Source organism: Synechococcus sp. MU1643 (assembly GCF_020514095.1).
Lineage (GTDB): Bacteria > Cyanobacteriota > Cyanobacteriia > PCC-6307 > Cyanobiaceae > Parasynechococcus.
In genome coordinates, this window is record NZ_VTKY01000009.1 from 16674 (window position 1) to 34649 (window position 17976).

Sequence of the window (17976 nt, forward strand, 5' to 3'; positions counted from 1 at the left end):
ATCGAGCCGATCCAGAAGCGGGCCGGAGAGCCGCTGCCAGTAGCGCTGGCTGATGCTGCAGCGACAGCCATGGTTGCGGTCGCCATGCCAGCCGCAGGGGCAGGGATTGGTGGCTGCCACCAAGTGATCAGGGCCGGGAACACTGTGCTCTGCTGGGCACGGCTGATCTGCACGGCGCCGTCCTCCAGGGGCTCCCGCAATTGATCCAGCACCGTTCGCGAAAATTCCGCCAGCTCATCGAGGAAGAGCATGCCACCGCGGGCCAGGCTCACTTCCCCGGGACGGGGTGAGCGTCCGCCGCCCAGTAAGGCGGCAGCGGTGCAACTGTGGTGTGGCGATCGAAAGGGGCGCTGCTGTTGCAGTTGATCGATGTCATGCAGATGGCCGGCGACGGAATGGATGCGCGTGATGGTGAGTGCTTCCTTGCGGTTCAGACCTGGCAGCAGCCGCGGCAGTTGATGGGCCAGGTGGGTCTTGCCGCAGCCAGGGGGACCCACGAGCAGTAGGGGATGGCCGCCCGCTGTCGAAAGAGCCAGGGCGCGGGAGGCCAGGCTGCTGTCGAGGCAGGGCAAGGGATCAGGACCGGTGTTTGCCGCTGACGTGCGTGAGCGACTGCAGTCGATCCCATACCAGGGTTGGTCTGCTTTGAGGTGCTGAACCAGCGCGCGCAGATTGGGCGCTGTGCGGATCGCTAGCCCTTCAATCAGGCTGGCTTCATTGGCATTCTCAGAAGGAACCACCAGGGCCCGGGCCTTTTGCTGATGGGCCTTTTCGGCGAGGGCAATCACCTCGCGACAGGGCCTCAGGCTGCCGTCGAGGCCCAATTCTCCGGCACACCAGAGGCCCTCCAGCTGAGGGCGGGCGAGCTGCCCGCTGGCCACCAACAGGGCCAGGGCGATGGGGAGATCAAATGAGGGGCCTTCCTTGCGCAGATCGGCAGGTGCCAGGTTGATCACCACGCGCACCAGGGGGGCGCGGAAGCCGCTGTTGCGCAGGGCGGAGCGGACCCGCTCCCGTGATTCCTGAATCGCTTTGTCCGGCAGACCCACAAGCTGGACGCCCAGTAGCCCCGGGGCGAGATCCACCTTCACAACCACCGGTCTGGCCTCCAGGCCTTGCAGGGATGCACTGAGACAACGTGCCAGCATTCTGTGGAAGGTGACGCAGGAGATTCATGCCCCTGCTGTCACACCGGTCCCGCTGTTCCTTCCTTTTCGAGGCCCATGGCAGACGACACGATCTTCGGGAAGATCCTTCGTGGCGAGATCCCGTGTGATGAGGTCTACAGCGATAAGCAGTGCCTGGCCTTTCGCGATGTCGCCCCCCAAGCTCCGGTGCATTTGCTGGTGATTCCCCGCAAGCCGATCGAGAGCCTGCGTTCCGCTGCTGCTGAGGATGCGGCCTTGCTGGGCCATCTGTTGCTGGTGGCTACGCGCGTGGCCAAACAGCAGGGGCTGAATGATTTCCGCACGGTGGTCAACAGTGGCGCAGGTGCTGGTCAGACGGTGTTTCACCTCCATGTGCACGTGATCGGTGGGCGTCCTCTGGCATGGCCTCCCGGTTGATGTCAGCGGCGAAGCGGCGCGGCGACAGCCAGACTGAGCACAGTTCAGTAGTGGCATGACCCACCAGCTTCAGAACCTGCGCAATCAGGCCGCCAAGCTGCGTCGGCTTTCGCAGCCCTACTTCTTTCCTTACACCGAAGACAACGGTTGGCAGTTCTTAGGACTGCTGGTGAGCCTGCTCTTCTGTGTGGCCGGGATCGTGCTGTTCCTGGTCACCGGGTTGATGAACGGCCTGTCGTGGCTGTTGCCGGAGTTGACCGGCCAGTACCTCGGTGGTGTCCAGTCCTCCCTGGCCATGCTCTGGTCCCGTGGATGGGGGGCGGGGATTAGTGCCCTGTTCGTCCTGGGGGCTGTGGTCTTCGCTTCCGTGCGGGGCCAACTCAGGCATCGCCGCTGGCTGCCTTGGCTGTTTCTCGGTCTGATCATCCTGATGCTGTTGAGCGTGAACGGCATCAATGCCGGCATCACATTCATCGCCAGGGATCTGACGAATGCGCTGATTTCCAAAGACGGCGATGCGTCGTATCGCAACCTCTGGATCTATGGCGCCTGTTTTGCGGTCGCGCTGCCGATTCGCAGCCTGCAGTTTTATTTCACCCAGAAACTGGGGCTGTTCTGGCGGGAATGGTTGTCGCTGAGCCTGGTGGACGACTACCTGCGGGATAGGGCCTATTACGTGCTCAATCCCAATGATGAAGCGGCCACCAATGTTGATAACCCTGATCAGCGCATTTCCGAGGATGTTCGTGATTTCACGGCTCAGGCCCTGGGATTCGCGCTGAATATCTTTGACTCGATCCTCACCTTTTCCCTCAACATCCTCATCCTCTACTCGGTGAGTGATGGGCTTACCTTCGCGCTTCTGGCCTATGCATCGGCAGTGTCCGTTCTGATGATTGTGGCTGGCCGCAAGTTGGTGCGGTTGAACAATTTCCAGCTGCGTTTTGAAGCGGATTACCGCTATGGCCTTGTGCGGGTGCGTGACAACGCCGAATCGATTGCCTTCTATGCCGGAGAGCAGCAGGAATCCAAGGAGGTGACGCGTCGCCTAGCCACCGTCGTTGAGAATTTCAATCTGCTCATTGTCTGGGAGGTGCTGTTGCGGGTGCTGCAGCGCTCAAGCATCTACGCCAGCAATTTCATACCTTATCTGATCCTTGCAGCACCGATTCTTGCCGGTGAAATGGATTACGGCGGCTTCGCTCAGGCGAACGTTGCTTACAACCTGGTTGAGGGATCGTTGTTTTTCATCATCTACAACATCGAAGCCTTGGCTCGTTTTTCGGCATCGATCAACCGGCTTGAAGGTTTTCAATCGAACATCTCCAATCTGGATCGCGAGGAGTGGAGTGATTACGTGCCGCGGATCCTGCCATCCGAACACCTTGCGCTTCAGGGGGTGACGGTCAAAACACCACGCACTGACAACGTGCTGGTTCGTGACCTCAGTTTTTCACTGGACAGCGCCGAGGGGCTACTGGTGGTGGGCCCCTCAGGCTGCGGCAAAACCTCACTGCTGCGGGTGGTAAGTGGTCTTTGGGGCTCGCCGACGGGCACCGTCTATTCCCCGGGGCAGGGAGACCTGTTGTTCATACCCCAAAAGCCCTACATGGCGTTGGGATCCCTGCGTGAGCAGCTTTGTTATCCCCTCGATCAGGCCCGTTTCAGCGATGAGCAGCTTCGGGCTGTTTTGGATCAGGTGATGCTGGGCAAATTGCTGCAGCGTTATCCCGACTTCGACATCAAGCAGGACTGGCCACGGCTGCTCTCTCTGGGTGAACAGCAGCGTCTGGCTTTTGCGCGGTTGCTGCTCAATTCGCCCAAGGTCGTGGTGCTGGATGAAGCCACCAGTGCACTGGATGTCGAGACCGAATCCCGCCTTTATTCCCTGTTGCGAGACCGGGAGGTGGCCTTCATCAGCGTGGGTCACCGGCCAACCCTGAAGGACTTCCATGACACTGTTCTCGAGCTCAGCGGCGATCTCGACTGGCGGCTGATCCCGGCGACCAGCTATGACTTCGGGCGTTCCTGAACCGGCCGGATGACCTCCACCAGCGAGACCCCTGACACCACGTCCGTTCCGGAGACGTCAGCCACCACCAACGATGTGCCTGCCTTCGGCTGGAGTGGCTATGCCGAGCGGGTGAATGGCCGCTTCGCCATGGTGGGTTTTGTGGCTGTGCTGATCATCGAGGCCCTCAGCGGCGACACGTTTCTGCATTGGGCGGGTCTGCTTCCCTGATCAGGGCAGGCGGATCAGATCCACATCCCAGCGGCCGTTCCGGCTTACCTGCACCGCCAATCGCCGGCCTGAGCCGTCCAGGCTGACGCTGCGGGGCACACCTGGCGGATCCAGGGGAAGCCGTTGCGTCGCCCCAACGTTGCGCCGGTAGAGCACCAGTTCGGTGCGGTCTTCCCGCTGCTGGACCACGGCCAAGCGTTGCCCATCGGCACTGACGCTGACGCTGATCGGTTGGGCATCCGCACGGTTGAGGCCCGGCAGTGGGACAGGGTTGCGACTGCTTAGGTCGATCAGTTCGACCCGCTCACGTCCATTGCGTTGGCCCAGGCTGGCCAGCCAGCGTCCCCCCAGAGATGGATCCCGCCGGCTGTTCACCGATTGACGCAGCATGCCGTTTAGGTCGGGCCGGGGGGTGGGCCTGGGGCTGCTGCACCCGGTCATCAGCATCAGGCTGAAAAGCAGAGCGATGTGGATCATGGCTCTGACGACAACGCCGGTGTGGAGAGGCTCTGCCCCGGCGGACGGTCCGGTTCGAGCAGATCACTCAGATCCAGCAGTTCCACGCGCCACCGGCCCTGATCCGTCACCTGGAGGGCGATTTGCTGTCCATCTGGCGCCAGGCTGAGCTGCACCGGGTCTCGGCCCCCCGGGAGGGGCAGGGGATGCATCCGGCCATTTAGACGATCGGTCACCACCGCGAGTCGGCGTCGCCCCCGCTGGGTGATCGCTGCCAGGTAGCGGCCGTTCCAGCTCAAAGAAGGGGAGCTGTGGGGCTGATGTCGGCTCAGCTGAGGAACAGACACAACTGATCTGTCGCTCAGACGCCGCAGCTGCACCGTAGGTCTGCCGCCGCGATCGCTGATGACCGCCAGCCACTCACCACTGCCACTCAGGGCTGGTGCTTGCTGACTGGTTGCGAGTAACGCACCACCGGCCCGTTCACGGCGACCGTTGCAGCCCGCCAGCACCACACTGGCGAGCAGGATCAGCAGCGGGCGAGGCAACTTGCTCAGTCGTCGAAGCGGGAGCTGTTGTCCCGCGGTCTGCCGGACGAGGGCCGTGAGCTGCGGGGGGGTTGGCGATTACTGCTGGGCCGGTTCGAAGCCAGTGGCGGTTCCGCGGATCGTCTGGAGTCACTCGCGGCACCCGCATTGGCGCTGGGGCGGCCCCGGTTCGGTGCCGCACTGCTCGGCGCTGAAATGCGGCTGGGGGCGAAGGCGGCATCTTCTGCTCCTGAGGGAGCGGGTTCGCCGGAAGGACGCTCAGGGCGCCCTATCGGACGGCTGCCGCGGCGTTGTTCGTCTCGATCCGTCCTTCTGGAGCCAAAGTCGGGGCGTCGTTCATCCCTGGCTTCGCCGGCGCGGAAGCGAGCCATGCGGCGGGAGCGTTCATCGTTTTGCTCCCAGCCGGAATCGCCTTGATCAGGTCCTGCGGAGCGACGGCTGGCGGCTTCCTCAGGAATGGCGGCACGGCTGGCGCGACGCGGCCGGTAGAACTCTTCTTCGGGCCGGTCTTCGGCGTCATCGTCGCGGCCGGAGAAGCGGCGTCGCACTGGTTGGGGTTCATCAAAACGGTCGTAACCGCCGTCTTCCCAACCGCCTCGGAGACCCCCTGGGCCTCCGCCACGGGCCGGTGCCGGTTCGTCATCGAAATAGGCGGAGCGCCGTGCCTGCTCCGTGGCGACGCCGCGCAGGCGCACGCTTTCATAGGCGAAGAACACGGTGGTTCCCGCCAAAAGGAACTGGCCGAACTGGAGAATTGGGTCGAGGCGCCAGCCCTGGAAGAACAGGATGCCGCCGCAGAGCAGCCCGATGGCTGCAAAGAAGACGTCGTAGTCCCGAGCCAGGGCGGGCTTGAACGATCGCATGAAATAGAGCAGAGCGCCGCCGACGGCCAAAACGATGCCGACGATGCTGGCCCAATTGAGACTGGCGTTAACCAAAGCTCTGCTTCCGCTTAGGAATCAGTCTACGAGGGGCGCCAGTGGCAGATCAGAGCTTGCGATCGACTTGGTCGGTCTGGCTCAGCAGGAACAGGGCAATGGAGGCAGGAATCACGACGATCACACCTCCCCAAAGGAGACTACTTAGGAAGTTGGAGAGGGAGGGGGTCATGGAGTTACTGCCGTCTGCATCAAAGCCGTGCTGATCTTAAGAAGCGATGCCGTCTTTCTACGATGAGGAGACGATTTGCTTTGAGCTTTGTGACGCCGCTGCTGCTCCAGGCCCTGCCAGTTATCCACCTGTTTCTCGGCCTGCTTTTGGCTGCCTGGACCCTGGCATTCCTGCTGCGAATCGTGCTCACCTGGTATCCCCAGGTCAACCTGAATCAGGGGGCTTGGGCTGTGGTGGCTTGGCCGACGGAGCCTGTGCTAGCGGTCAGCCGCCGCGTGATCGCCCCGATCGGTGGGGTCGATGTCACCCCGGTGATTTGGGTGGGCTTGATCAGTCTCGTGCGCGAGTTATTGGTCGGTCAGCAGGGGCTGCTCTCACAGATCCTGATGAACGCCCAGGCGGCTGCCTGAGCTCAGGGGAGCATCTCTTGTTCCACAAACTTGGTGTGCACATCGCCGTTGATGAACTCCGGCCGATCCAGCATCTCCAGGTGGAATTCCACTGTTGTTGGGATCCCAGTGACGGCACATTCGTTCAGGGCTCGCTTCATCCTGGTCATGGCGTGGTCGCGATCCTTGCCCCAAACGATCAGCTTTCCGATCAGCGAGTCGTAGAAGGGTGGGATGTCGTAGCCGGTGTAGACGTGGCTGTCGACGCGCACACCCGGCCCGCCGGGGGGCAGCCATCCGGTGATGCGTCCGGGGGCGGGACGGAAGTTATGGCGTGCATCCTCAGCATTGATCCGGCATTCGATCGCATGGCCGGTGAGTTGGATCTCCTCCTGGCGCACGCTGATGGGTTCGCCACCGGCGATGCGCAACTGCTCAGCGATCAGATCCACACCCGTGACCATTTCGGTCACCGGGTGCTCCACCTGGATCCGGGTGTTCATCTCCATGAAATAGAAGCCCCCGCTGTGGTCCAGTAGGAATTCCACCGTTCCGGCGCCCTCGTAATTGATGCTTTGGGCAGCAGCTACGGCGGCTTCGCCCATGCGGCGGCGCAACTCGGGATCCAGGGCGGGGCTTGGGGCCTCCTCAAGCAGTTTCTGGTGACGGCGCTGAATCGAGCAGTCCCGCTCGCCAAGGTGCACCACGTTGCCCTGGCGGTCGGCCAATACCTGCACTTCCACGTGGCGCGGCCGATCGATGAATTTCTCCATGTACAAGCCGGGGTTGCCGAAGGCGGCTTCCGCTTCACCCTGGGCTGCTTTGTAGAGGCTTTCCAGCTGACTGGCGTCTGGAACAAGGCGCATGCCGCGACCGCCGCCGCCGGCGGTGGCCTTGATCATCACGGGATAGCCCATCTCTTCGGCCAGTGCGGCCGCCTGGTTTGTGCTGCTGAGCAGACCTGCACTGCCAGGGACCGTGGGAACCCCCACCGACTCCATGGTCGATTTCGCGGTCGACTTGTCCCCCATCGAGCGAATCGCTTGGGGGGACGGTCCAACGAAGGTGAGGCCATGATCACGGCACATCTCGGCGAACTTGTCGTTCTCCGCCAAAAAGCCGTAACCGGGGTGGATGGCGTCAGCACCGCGGGAGGTTGCGGCCGCCAGGATGTTGGGAATGTTGAGGTAGCTCTTGCTGCTCAGGGCTTCGCCTACGCAGACCGCTTCATCTGCGAGCTGCACATGCAGAGCGTCTTTATCAACCGAGCTGTAAACCGCCACGGTGGCAATGCCGAGCTCGCGGCAGCTTCGAATGATTCTGAGGGCAATCTCGCCGCGGTTGGCGATCAGCACTTTGCCGATGGGCATCCCGCAGCATGTTCAGGCCTGAGGCCGGATCGTATCAGCGCAGACCGAAGATGCCGAGAGCGAAGACCCCGCCCGGTATGATCTGACCTCGACAACACCCGAGTGGTGAAGTCGACCACGCGGATGTGGTGGAATTGGTAGACACGCACGTTTGAGGGGCGTGTGGCTTCGGCCTTGCGAGTTCAAGTCTCGCCATCCGCATTTTTTTTCTTTGGCCCGTCCCCGCGCAGCAGAACCAGGACCGGCCGTTGTTCTCGTTTCGAACGGTCCCGGTGAGCTGACCACCTGGGTACGACCCCTGGCCGAACGGCTGCACGCCAGCGTTCGCTTGCGTCCTCGGTCTTCGAGCGCACCAGCGTCCCTGCACTTGGTGTTGGTGCCCTGTCCCAATGCCACCGGCCAGGAGCGCGCGGCGGCGGAGCCTTGGGGCTTGTTTGAGCGCATCGTGCCGGCAGGACGCTTCTGGTCGCTGCTGTTGCGTCCCCAGCGCTACGGCCCATGGCCGCAGAAGGGTGTGGTGGTTTTCCTGGGCGGAGATCAGTTCTGGACTGTCCTGCTCTCGGCCCGTCTCGGCTACCGCCACATCACCTATGCCGAGTGGGTGGCGCGTTGGCCGGGCTGGAACGATCGGATTGCGGCGATGTCGGACGCGGTGCGGCGCCAGCTGCCGGTCCGTTACCAGCCCCGATGCCGCGTTGTAGGCGATCTGATGGCGGATCTGTCGTCCTTCGCCCGCCGCGAGGATCCCCTCCCTGAGGGCCGGTGGGTGGCCCTGCTGCCGGGATCCAAGTCGGCCAAGTTGAGCGTTGGTATGCCCTTTTTGCTAGACACCGCGGATCGTCTGGCTCGGTTGCAACCCGGATGCCGCTTTCTGCTGCCGCTGGCTCCCACCACAAGCGTTGATGAGCTGCTGCGTTTTGCCGGCGCATCCAACCCGATTGCTGCCCCCTACAGCGCCTCTGTGGCGTCGCTTGACCGGAGTGGGTCTGTGACAGAGATCGTGACCGCGGCGGGGACCCGAATTCTTCTACTGGAGCAGCATCCGGCTCATGGCCCCTTGAGCCAGTGCGCCCTGGCCCTGACCACGGTCGGTGCCAACACGGCCGAACTCGGCGCCCTTGCGGTGCCGATGATCGTGATTGTTCCCACCCAGCACCTGGAGGTGATGCAGGCCTGGGACGGCGGGCTGGGGCTGCTGGCGCGACTGCCGGGTCTGCGGCGTCTGATCGGAGTTCTGTTGACCCTCTGGCGTCTGCGCAACAATGGGTTTATGGCTTGGCCCAACATCAGCGCGGGCCGCGCCGTGGTGCCGGAGCGGGTGGGGGCGATCACCCCCGAGGCGATTGCGCTGGAGGCCTGCGATTGGCTGAACGCGCCCGAGCGGTTGGAGGGTCAGCGCCAGGACCTCAAGGCCTTGCGGGGAGAGCCAGGGGCTGTGGCGGCATTGGCCGCCGAGGTGAGGGGGTTGCTTCCTCGAGAGCTCAACGCTTCCTAGGCTCCTCTCAACTATGGTTTCGACGACCATGACCCCTTCCAATCCGGTCGAACGCAGCGCTGAGGAGTGGAAGCAATCCCTCACGCCGGAGCAGTTCCAGGTTGCCCGCTGCGGGGGTACGGAGCGGGCATTCACCGGGGCTTACTGGAACAATAAGGCCACGGGGATGTACCACTGCGTTTGCTGTGGTGCACCGCTGTTCAACTCTGAAGCCAAGTTCGATTCGGGCACGGGCTGGCCCAGTTTCTGGGACGGTGTGAGTTCCCAGGCGATCACCACCAAGGAGGATTTGACCCACGGGATGGTGCGCACCGAAATCAATTGCGCTCAATGTGATGCCCATCTCGGGCATGTCTTCCCCGATGGCCCCGCGCCCACGGGCCAGCGCTACTGCGTCAACAGCGCATCGTTGGACTTCAAGGCGTCCTGAACGACTTTCGGCGCCTTCGGCCCGTTTACCAGGGATCGTCGAGATCCTGGCTCCGGCGCTGGGGTGCTCTGTCTTCCATAGGTTCCACATCCAGGGGTTCTCCGGACTGCTGAACCGCGCGGCGGGAGGCTGGCATGGCCCGCCGCGGGGGCTGATCTTCGTAAGCAGCCTGTTCTTCGTAGGCAGGCTCCTGCTCGTAGGGCTCAGGCTCGTTGAAGGTCCGAGCCCGCTCAGCCGGCCGCTCGTCGTAGCGGGGAGGTTCGGCGTACCGCTGCTCGTTGTACCGCTGGGGCTCATCGAGGTAGCGGCGTTGCTGCATGGACTTCTGTCGTCGGTCCTCCAGTTCCACGTATTCCAGTTCTGCATCAGCCTCAAGCCGCTCGGCTTCTGAAGCCTTGAGACGCCGTTGCTCCTGCTCTTGCGGTTGGCCAGAGGTGAGCTGGTTTTCGACGGGCACCAGGTTGACCCTGTAGCGCTCCCGCTCCTGCTCTTCCCAGCTGGGGCCACCGACCCCAAGCTTCTCCAGCACGCCGCTGTTCAACTGTTTGAGCTTGTCTTCGGCACCTTCGTAAACAATGATCCGATCCGGGCCACTGCTGACGATCTCCTCCACCGGCATTTCCCAGGTGCTCAGCACCCCTTCACCCAACAGGGGCACGCCAAGGGCTCCCATCACCAGCGTGGTGAGCTCTCCGGTTTCGATGTCAAAGGCGAAGCCGAGGACCCGACCGAGCTGCTCGCCGGACTCGGTGATCACCTGGCAGTTGATCACCCGGCTGTAGCGCTCGGGGTTGAAGTTCTCACTCAAGGAGTCGGCGGAATCCACCAGGATCACGTCGCCCACCTGACGGATCCGGTCTAGCGGCATCCAGCGCGGCAGCCCTGGCAGAAAACGGGTCAGTGGGTTGTCCCGCAGTCCGACGGCGACCACTTCACGGCGGTCGATATCGACGATCACTTCACCCACCACACCCAGACGGCGGCCGGTGTCACGGGTGATCACCTGAGTACCCATCAGTTCGGAGCGCAACCAGAGGCGATCGCTGGGCACGCCAGTGGTGATGGCGTCGGTTGGGGTAGGGGTCGGGGTCAAGCGCGGGCCCTCGGCCATGGACTTTCAGATCATTGTGGCGCAGGGGTTCCGCCTGTCACGTTCAGATTGCACAGCGAAAACTTCGATCGTTCAGGCGGCATCCGGTAAACCCACCACCTGGGTGTGGGCGCCGCGGGCCTGGGTCACGCCGATGGTGCGCTGTGCCGCGCCGATCATTGGGCGGCGGTGGCTGACCACCATGAACTGGGCTGCCTCGGCTTGACGGGCGATCAAAGCAGCCAAGCGCTCCACATTGACGCCGTCGAGGAAGCTGTCCACCTCGTCGAGGGCATAGAACGGCGACGGCCTGAAGCGCTGCAGGGCAAATAGGAAGCTCAGGGCGGTGAGTGATTTCTCCCCACCTGACATCGAGGCCAGGCGCCGCACGGTTTTGCCCTTGGGATGTGCCACCAGGGTCAGGCCCCCTTCCAGGGGCTCCTCCGGGTTTTCTAGCTGAAGGTGTCCATCACCATCGGAGAGCGAAGCGAAGATCTCGCGGAAATGTCCGTCCACCGCGGTGAAGGCCTCCATGAAGGCGTCCTGGCGCAGGGTGGCCACCGTTTCGATCCGTAGAAGCAGTTCCTCCCGCTCGCTGTTGAGCACCTCGAGCCGTTCGTTCAGTTCGTTGAGCCGCTTTTCCAGGGCCTCCAGTTCCTCCAGCGCCAGCATGTTCACGGGCTCCAAGGCTTCCATACGTTGCTGGATCGCCTGCAGATCGGCCTGCACCGCCTCCAGGCCAGCCATGCGCAGGGCCTCCGGGATCTCTGGCCTCGGGTCCGGTAGGGCCTGCTCCATCTCTTGCAGGCGCACCGCACCGCTGCGCTGCTCTTCGATCAATCCTTCGCGGTCTTCCTTGAGCCGCTCCAGATTCCACTCGGCCTGCTGTAGGGCCTGACGCTGCCGGCCCACCTCGGCTTCCGCGGCATCCCTGGCCCGGCGTTGGCTGCCGAAACGCTCCTGCAGGTCGGTCTGCTGCTGCTCGAGCTGTTTGCGCTTGTCCTGGAGGTCGCTCTGCTGCTGGCGCCAGGCCCCATGGGCGCTGGCCAGGACCTTCACCGCCTCCTGCAACCGGGCTTCTTCGGCGGCCAGGGCCTTCTCCTGATCCCCCAGGCGTTCAATCGCCAGCTGCCGCTCGCGGCGGGCATTCACCAGCTGGTCACGTTCACTGCGGGCTGTTTCCAGCCGTTGGTCGGCGGCTTCCTGTTCCGCTTGCAGTTGGGCCCAGGCGGCGGCATCGTCGTTGTTACCGCCGTTGCGCTCCGCCTCATCCAAGGCCTGCAGCTCTGCGGTGAGTGGGGTGAGAGCAGCACTGATGGCTGCGAGCCGCTGCTGTTGCTCGGTCTGATCCTGCTGCAGTTTGTTGAGCCGTTCGGCCCGCTGGCGGCTGCGCTCGAGCAGGGGGCCGTGGTTGCGCCGGGCCGCATTGCGCTCGGCGATCAGGGCTGCTTGTTGCTTTTCCAGTTCGCGCAGCTGGGGTTTCTGCTGCTCGATCAGTTGCGCCAGCCTCGACTCCTCCCGCCTGCAGGCCACAAGGGATTCCCCCAGTTCCAGCAGGCGCCGCCGCAGGGGTTCGGCTTCGTCCTGATCGCTGCTGCGGCCAAAGCTGAGGCTGCTGCTGCGTTGGGAGAAGCTGCCGCCTGTCATGGCGCCGCTCTTTTCCAGCAGTTCGCCATCCAGGGTCACTGCCCTGGAGCGGCCCAGCTGTTGGCGAGCGCTAGCCAGGTCGGAGAACACCAAGGTGTCGCCGAAGACGTAAGCGAACACCTGGTCGTAGATCGGCTCGAACCGCACCAGTTCCACGGCCCGGCCTATCAGTCCAGCGCCGCTGTCCCCACCGGGGCGTGCCCCCCTGGCAAAAGCGGCTGATCCACTTCCACCAGAAGCTCGGATCTTGTTCAGGGGCAGGAAGGTGAGCCGGCCGGCACGGCGGCTCTTGAGCAGTTCGATGGCGCGGGCGGCGATGCGGTCGTCGTCGACCACCACCTGGCCGAGACGGGCTCCGGCGGCCACTTCCAAGGCGAGGCGATGGCGATCCTCCACCTCCCCCAGCTGGGCCACAGGACCATGGATGCCATCGAGGCCGGCCTCCAGCAGCAGGCGCAGGGCTCCGGTGCCGCGGCTTTCCTGAAGGGCATCCCGCCGGCTCTCCAGGCGAGCGATCTCCCGTTCCAAGCGGGTCTGCTCCTGTTCCAGTCGGCTGCGGGTGCGCTGTTGGATGGCGAGGGATTCGGCGGTCTGCTGGAGCTCCTGTTTCCCGTCGGCAATGGCTTGCAGCAGGTTTTGCCAGGTCTCCTCCAGGGTTGCGAGCTGTTGCTGCACGGCGTCACCGTCGGCGCCGTCCTGCTGCTGCTCCTGGGTGAGCTCATCCAGCCGTTCCCGTTCCTGGCGCAGCCGTTCCTGCAACTGCTGCTGTTCCTCCAACAAAGGAGCGACGCTGTTTTGCAACTCCTGACGCCGAACACTGCGGCGCTTCTGTTCCTCCACCCAGGCGCCTGAGCGGCCCGCCACATCCGCCAGCCTGCGTCGGGAAATCTCTACTGCCGCTTCAGCGGCTTTGCAGTGGTCTTCTGCGACGTTCAAGGCGTCCTGATGGGGATCGCGTTCCAGCTCCCGTGATTGGAGCTGCCACTGCTGGCGACGGGTGGCGAGGTCGTGGCGCTGCGCCTGCAGTTTCTGGCCTTCTTCTTGATGGAGGCTGGCCTGGCGTTCCAGTTCGCGGTTGCTGGTGTCGAGGCCAGCCAGTTCCGCCTGAACCGCCAGCAGCTGGTCCTCCCCCAGGGCCTTCACCTGCTCCTGCAGCAGGTTCAGTTCGGCCACAGCTTTGTTCAGCTGCTCCCGGCCGTTGGCAATGGCCGCGGCGTCTCTCTGTTCCTGGGCTTCCAGCGCCTGTTGGCGCGTGGCCAGATTCTTGAGGGCCAGCTTGGCTGCCTCATAGGCCAGCACCATTTCCTGGCGGCGTCCCAGTTGCAGCCGCTCTCTGAGCTCCTGGTACTGCCGGGCCTTGGCGCAGTCCTTCTCCAGTCGTTGGCGGCTGGCCAGCAGCTCCTGCTCAATGATCCGGCAGCGCTCCTGGCGCTCCTGCACGTCATCGAGCTTGCGGCGGGTCTGTTCGATCCGGGTGTCGAACAAGGCAACACCGGCCAGTTCATCGATCAGGCTGCGTCGGTCGCGGTTGCTCATCGAGACGATGCGGGTGACGTCCCCCTGCATCACCACGTTGCTGCCCTCGGGATCAATCCGGAGGCGACGCAGCTGGGTCTGCAGCTGCTGCAGGTTGCAGGGCACTCCTTCGGCGCTGTAACTGGAGCTGTAGGAGCCCCCCGGCATCACCCGCAGTTTGCGGGTGACCGTCCATTCCGTTTGTCCCGGTTGAATCCAAGGTCCCTCCGCCGGTGCCTCCAGGCCTTCCTCGGCCGCATCGGGCGTCCAGTCGCTCAGATCAAAGCGGACACTCACCGTTGTTTCAGCGGCCTTGCCGGCTTTGAGCATGCTGCTGTTGACCAGGTCTGGCAGGCGGTCTGCCCGCATGCCACGGCTGGTGGCCAGGCCTAGGCAGAACAGAACGCCGTCGAGAATGTTGCTTTTGCCGGATCCATTGGGTCCCGTCACGACGGTGAATCCCTCCTCAAGAGGGATGCTCATCGCTCCGCCGAACGACTTGAAGTGCGTCAGCCCAACCTGATTGATATGAACCAACAGGAACAGGGGCTTTCAGCAGGCCGAAGCTAGCGGAACCCACGAAAAGCTCAAGGGTTCGATAAGCAGCAGTGCCCAACTGCGATGCGCAGGCAGCCCTGAAGGTCGCCCTCGAGCTGCAGGGTGACCTCTGCATCCGTGGTTTTGGGGAGCACGCCGCTGTAGTTGCCGGCATGAATTCGTTCGGCCCAGCCCCGATCGCCCGAAACGGCAGCACTGCGTGGTTCCAGCCAGACCTTTCGATGCGTCGGCAGGGGGACCGCCGGTTGAGCTGCTTCGTTGAGTTGCGGCACTGTGGAGAGCCGCCAAGCTCGGCAGCTTTCCCCGTCCTCAAGCAGCAGATCGAAATGGCATCCAGAGGGGTCGTCCGGTGCTCCGGTGTGGCGCAGGAGGGCGTATCGCGGCAAAGACTTTCCCTCAGCCTTCAGTCTCCCTACCCTTCTAAAGGTTTCTGCCAACGGTCTTTATGGCCTCGCCATCGCCACAGCCCAACGGCAGATTCGAGCACCACTTCCGCGAACGTTTCGAAAGCCTGCTGCCGACAATTCAGGAGCGCTGGCCGGATCTGGCTGAGCACACCCTCGAGGCCACCAGAGGGAGTGTGGATGAGTTGGTTCGGTTGATCGAACAAAACACAGGCCTGACCCCGCAAGGGGTTCGCGAGCAACTGGAAGAGCTCCTCCATAACGCCGGTGACCGAAGCCGGGACTGGGCCGACAGCCTGGATCCCCTCGAAGAGCAACTGGAGCAGTTGCTGGATGAGTTGAACAGCACCCTGCGGCCGAAGATCGAGGCGCCTGTTCGCCAGCGACCACTGCTGGCTGTGGGTGTTGCCCTTGGTATTGGTTTGCTGCTGGGCAGCATGCTTCGCGGGGGGCGGCGTTCCTGATGGCCTATCAGAACTCTCCCCGCGGATTTGGAGCAGCAGCTCGGGTGACGGCACTGGCGGCGTCGGTGATGGACCTGCATGTGCGGATTGCGTTGCAGGAGGTGGATCGGGAAAAACGCCGATTGATCAGCGGTGGCTTGTTCCTCGCCATTGGTGGCACCGCCATGTTCCTGGCTTTGCTGGCGGGTGAAGCTTCGTTGCTGCTATGGATCCAGGCCCAGTGGGAGCTGGATTGGATGCGCGCACTGTTGACCCTCGCCGTGGCCAATCTGGTGCTGGCGGGTATCAGCTTGCGTATTGGTGGCCAAGTGCTGAAAGGGCCTTTCCTTCCTCAAACACTGGAGGGACTGATGAAAACGGTACGGGCGGTGATCGGACGGGTTTGAACGATTTAAAGAGGAATTAAAGCTGGGTTAAAATGGCAATAATGTTCAAGGATGAGAAGTTCTGGGTTGGCTCGATGCCCTGAATTTCTTTGGCTTGGATCCATCTCTTTCCCGTACAGACTTTTCGAATCAAGACGTTCCTGGTTCGAATACGTTGATAATTGTTGCTGGCCCTTGTGGATTGGGGAAGTCGACTCTTCTGTGGGATGCTAATAAAGAAAACTGCCTTTGTTTGGGCCGGAGTTCTCCCAGTGTTTCAGAAAGTCGTGCAGGGATCGAAGTTATCTAGAGCACGATGATTACAAGCTTGCGTGGCGCAAGAGATCTTTTTTCAGGCCAGTCATGTCAAGTTGCTGGCTCGACAGGTTTCATTGCCTCAGTTTGTGTTGCTGCATGTGGATCTCTACTAGGTGTTGAGCGGAATTGACTCCTCCTGTTGACCCTGTTCTCTTCGGAAACGTGTTCTGCTGAAAGAGGGTCGGGACGAGAAAGGTAATGGCCAGCACCGTGCAAAAACAAAGCTCGCAAAGCGTTCTATTGGCAGTTTGCAATTGCCCTCTGAAAATGATCAGATGATGCATGCTTATTCTTCAGCACCCATTTTTCAAGCGTTTCAAACGCATTCTTGTGAATACAGTTCGTTGTGAGTATTCAGAAAATGCTCGGCACTTATCAGCAAGGAAAGCAAAGATGAGTGCAAACGGGCTGACGTCTCAGGCGCAGCTCCGATACAAGTATTTTCAGGCGCCAGATCCGATGGCCCAAGTCATTCATCAAGAGCTGTATGCATCTTGGGAGCGGAGCCTCTCGCTTTTTGAGTCCGCCGCTTTATTCACCACGCAGGTCTCTGAATCCGGGGATCTTTTGCTCAACAGTTCGCTGCTTGTTGCGGGGTGGAGCAAGCGTTTTCAGCGAATCTCGTATTGAAGCCACCGGCAATCGATGCCGCCGTTGCTTACAGGAATCCGCCGTGATGCTTTCAGCCGAAGCGCACCGGTGAGTTTCGGATTGCCACTGAGCAGCCACAGCTGCCAACCGGAGGCTTCCTGGCGTACGAATTGCCCTAGGGCGCTGTAGAGCGCATCGAGTTCTTGTTCCTCGCCGATGCGCTGGCCGTAGGGCGGGTTGCAGATCAATACCCCTGGGCCTTCAGGTAGGGCGTTGGCTTCGAATGAGCCGGTGCAGATGCGGATGACTCCACTCAGGCCGGCGGCTTCCACGTTGGCGCGGGCCTGATCGGCAATAGAGGGATCCTTTTCGATTCCCAGGAGCGGGGGAAGGGTGAGGTCTCCCCTGCGGCGTTGCCGGGCGCGATCGACTTCCTTGTCCCAGAGCTCGGGCTGGAAATCGGCCCAGCCTTCGAGGGCAAAGTGGCGCTCCAACCCCGGGGCCTGCTCCAATGCGGCCAAAGCCGCTTCGATCAAGAGCACTCCGGATCCGCAGCAAGGGTCCACAAGCGGCTGGCTTCCATCCCAGCCCGTCAGGCGGATCAGACCAGCGGCCAGATTTTCCTTCAACGGTGCAGCTCCCATGGCGGCCCTGTAGCCACGGCGGTGCAGGCTGCCGCCACTGCCATCGAGGCTCAGCTGTGCTTCCCCGCGGCCGAGGTGTAGATGCAGGGAGAGGTCGGGGTCGTCGAGATCGATGGAGGAACGCTCCCCCCAGAGATCCCGTTGTTCATCTACAAGGGCGTTTTTAACCTGCAATGCCGTGAAATGGCTGTGGTTCAGCCCCGCTGCCGTTCCGGTCACATCCACCCGGAAGGTCATTGATGGATGCAGCCAGCGTTCCCAGTCGAGCGCTTGGCGGATGCCGTCGTAGAGGTCGTCCCGGCCCTGGCAGGGGAAGCACGCCACCTGCCGTAAAAGTCGGAAGGGCAGTCGAGCCTGAAGGTGCAGCCGGTACAGGCAGGCTATGTCCGCTTCGAAGCTGACGGCACGCCGGCCAGGCTTCACGCCATGGGCACCAAGGCCGCTGAGTTCTTCACCGCTGGCTGCTTCCAGGCCTTGGGGCACAACGGCAACAGCGGATAGCCGGTTTGTTCGACCCAAGGGCGTTGTGCTCAAGGCCACCACTCCTGTCAGAATGACAGGGTCCGGCTTAGTCGGACTAGGTGATCCACACCAGTGTTTCGGACAGCGGTTCGATTCCGCTCAGCTCCATTCTCCCTCACGGGGCTGCAATGGTTTCGACGGGGCATGAGGAGGGTGACTGAAGCCTGCTCGGTGAGAGCAAACCCGTAACTGCGAACAACATCGTTCGTTTCTCCCGTCAAGCAGCCCCTGTTGCTGCCTGACCCTTAGGGGA

At 62.5% G+C, this 17976-nt stretch carries 18 protein-coding genes, 1 tRNA gene and 1 pseudogene; 10 read left to right on the plus strand and 10 right to left on the minus strand.

Going from position 1 to position 17976, the window contains the following annotated elements; translation table 11 throughout:
- Positions 1–33 precede the first annotated feature (33 nt).
- Positions 34–1148: pseudogene (locus FZX09_RS10890) on the minus strand (YifB family Mg chelatase-like AAA ATPase); the annotation flags it as partial.
- 75 nt (positions 1149–1223) lie between these two features.
- Between FZX09_RS10890 and FZX09_RS10895 the strand changes: the two are divergent.
- From FZX09_RS10895 to FZX09_RS10905, 3 genes are read left to right on the plus strand one after another with little or no spacing between them, the layout of a single operon-like run.
- Positions 1224–1565 (plus strand): histidine triad nucleotide-binding protein, encoded by a 342-nt coding sequence (locus FZX09_RS10895; RefSeq protein ID WP_226402761.1) that lies wholly within the window; start codon positions 1224–1226, stop codon positions 1563–1565.
- 55 nt (positions 1566–1620) lie between these two features.
- The gene (locus tag FZX09_RS10900) at positions 1621–3597 is read left to right on the plus strand and encodes an ABC transporter ATP-binding protein/permease (protein ID WP_226402763.1); all 1977 of its coding nucleotides are present in this window, start codon (positions 1621–1623) and stop codon (positions 3595–3597) included.
- Between the two features lie 9 nt (positions 3598–3606).
- The gene (locus FZX09_RS10905; protein WP_226402765.1) at positions 3607–3807 is read left to right on the plus strand and encodes a chlorophyll a/b-binding protein; all 201 of its coding nucleotides are present in this window, start codon (positions 3607–3609) and stop codon (positions 3805–3807) included.
- Here the strand turns inward: FZX09_RS10905 and FZX09_RS10910 are convergent, their stop codons facing one another.
- The 4 genes from FZX09_RS10910 to psbX are packed head-to-tail and all read right to left on the minus strand — an operon-like array spanning position 3808 to position 5921.
- Positions 3808–4284: a hypothetical protein gene (locus FZX09_RS10910; RefSeq protein ID WP_226402767.1), complete on the minus strand. Its 477-nt coding sequence runs from the start codon at positions 4282–4284 to the stop codon at positions 3808–3810.
- Entirely contained in the window at positions 4281–4811 is a 531-nt protein-coding gene (locus FZX09_RS10915) for a hypothetical protein (protein WP_226402769.1), read from the minus strand. The genes FZX09_RS10910 and FZX09_RS10915 overlap by 4 nt, the downstream gene beginning before the upstream one ends.
- 5 nt (positions 4812–4816) lie before the next feature.
- A complete protein-coding gene (locus FZX09_RS10920) occupies positions 4817–5749 on the minus strand; it encodes a Ycf66 family protein (protein ID WP_226402771.1) in 933 nt (310 codons plus the stop codon).
- 49 nt (positions 5750–5798) lie between these two features.
- Complete coding sequence (gene psbX / locus FZX09_RS10925; RefSeq protein WP_006851281.1) at positions 5799–5921, minus strand: photosystem II reaction center X protein; 123 nt, start codon at positions 5919–5921, stop codon at positions 5799–5801.
- A gap of 80 nt (positions 5922–6001) precedes the next feature.
- Between psbX and FZX09_RS10930 the strand changes: the two genes are divergently transcribed.
- A complete protein-coding gene (locus FZX09_RS10930; RefSeq protein ID WP_226402844.1) occupies positions 6002–6331 on the plus strand; it encodes a YggT family protein in 330 nt (109 codons plus the stop codon).
- A gap of 2 nt (positions 6332–6333) precedes the next feature.
- Here the strand turns inward: FZX09_RS10930 and accC are convergent, their stop codons facing one another.
- On the minus strand, positions 6334–7680 hold the full coding sequence (gene accC, locus FZX09_RS10935) for an acetyl-CoA carboxylase biotin carboxylase subunit (RefSeq protein WP_226402773.1): 1347 nt from the start codon (positions 7678–7680) through the stop codon (positions 6334–6336).
- A gap of 119 nt (positions 7681–7799) precedes the next feature.
- On the opposite strand from accC, the gene FZX09_RS10940 reads away from it, so the two are divergent.
- The 3 genes from FZX09_RS10940 to msrB all read left to right on the plus strand — a co-directional run bounded on the left by FZX09_RS10940 (position 7800) and on the right by msrB (position 9605).
- Positions 7800–7881: transfer RNA gene (locus tag FZX09_RS10940), tRNA-Leu, on the plus strand.
- Positions 7882–7891: 10 nt separating this feature from the next.
- The gene (locus FZX09_RS10945; protein WP_226402775.1) at positions 7892–9175 is read left to right on the plus strand and encodes a glycosyl transferase; all 1284 of its coding nucleotides are present in this window, start codon (positions 7892–7894) and stop codon (positions 9173–9175) included.
- 28 nt (positions 9176–9203) lie between these two features.
- A complete protein-coding gene (gene msrB, locus FZX09_RS10950; RefSeq protein ID WP_226402777.1) occupies positions 9204–9605 on the plus strand; it encodes a peptide-methionine (R)-S-oxide reductase MsrB in 402 nt (133 codons plus the stop codon).
- A 25-nt stretch (positions 9606–9630) separates the two neighbouring features.
- On the opposite strand, the gene FZX09_RS10955 is transcribed toward msrB, so the two are convergent.
- The 3 genes from FZX09_RS10955 to FZX09_RS10965 all read right to left on the minus strand — a co-directional run bounded on the left by FZX09_RS10955 (position 9631) and on the right by FZX09_RS10965 (position 14801).
- Entirely contained in the window at positions 9631–10698 is a 1068-nt protein-coding gene (locus tag FZX09_RS10955; RefSeq protein ID WP_370624242.1) for a PRC-barrel domain-containing protein, read from the minus strand.
- 90 nt (positions 10699–10788) lie between these two features.
- Complete coding sequence (gene smc, locus FZX09_RS10960; protein WP_226402781.1) at positions 10789–14394, minus strand: chromosome segregation protein SMC; 3606 nt, start codon at positions 14392–14394, stop codon at positions 10789–10791.
- Positions 14395–14444: 50 nt separating this feature from the next.
- On the minus strand, positions 14445–14801 hold the full coding sequence (locus FZX09_RS10965) for a hypothetical protein (RefSeq protein ID WP_226402783.1): 357 nt from the start codon (positions 14799–14801) through the stop codon (positions 14445–14447).
- A 59-nt stretch (positions 14802–14860) separates the two neighbouring features.
- Between FZX09_RS10965 and FZX09_RS10970 the strand changes: the two genes are divergently transcribed.
- The 3 genes from FZX09_RS10970 to FZX09_RS10980 all read left to right on the plus strand — a co-directional run bounded on the left by FZX09_RS10970 (position 14861) and on the right by FZX09_RS10980 (position 16596).
- A complete protein-coding gene (locus FZX09_RS10970) occupies positions 14861–15283 on the plus strand; it encodes a YqjD family protein (RefSeq protein ID WP_226402785.1) in 423 nt (140 codons plus the stop codon).
- Positions 15283–15669, plus strand: a complete 387-nt coding sequence (locus FZX09_RS10975; RefSeq protein WP_226402787.1) for a phage holin family protein — start codon at positions 15283–15285, stop codon at positions 15667–15669. Before FZX09_RS10970 ends, FZX09_RS10975 begins: the two co-directional genes overlap by 1 nt.
- A gap of 579 nt (positions 15670–16248) precedes the next feature.
- The gene (locus tag FZX09_RS10980) at positions 16249–16596 is read left to right on the plus strand and encodes a hypothetical protein (protein WP_226402789.1); all 348 of its coding nucleotides are present in this window, start codon (positions 16249–16251) and stop codon (positions 16594–16596) included.
- Here FZX09_RS10980 and FZX09_RS10985 read toward each other — a convergent pair.
- The gene (locus FZX09_RS10985) at positions 16578–17720 is read right to left on the minus strand and encodes a class I SAM-dependent RNA methyltransferase (protein ID WP_226402791.1); all 1143 of its coding nucleotides are present in this window, start codon (positions 17718–17720) and stop codon (positions 16578–16580) included. The two genes, FZX09_RS10980 and FZX09_RS10985, sit on opposite strands and share 19 nt — an antisense overlap.
- Positions 17721–17976: the final 256 nt, after the last annotated feature.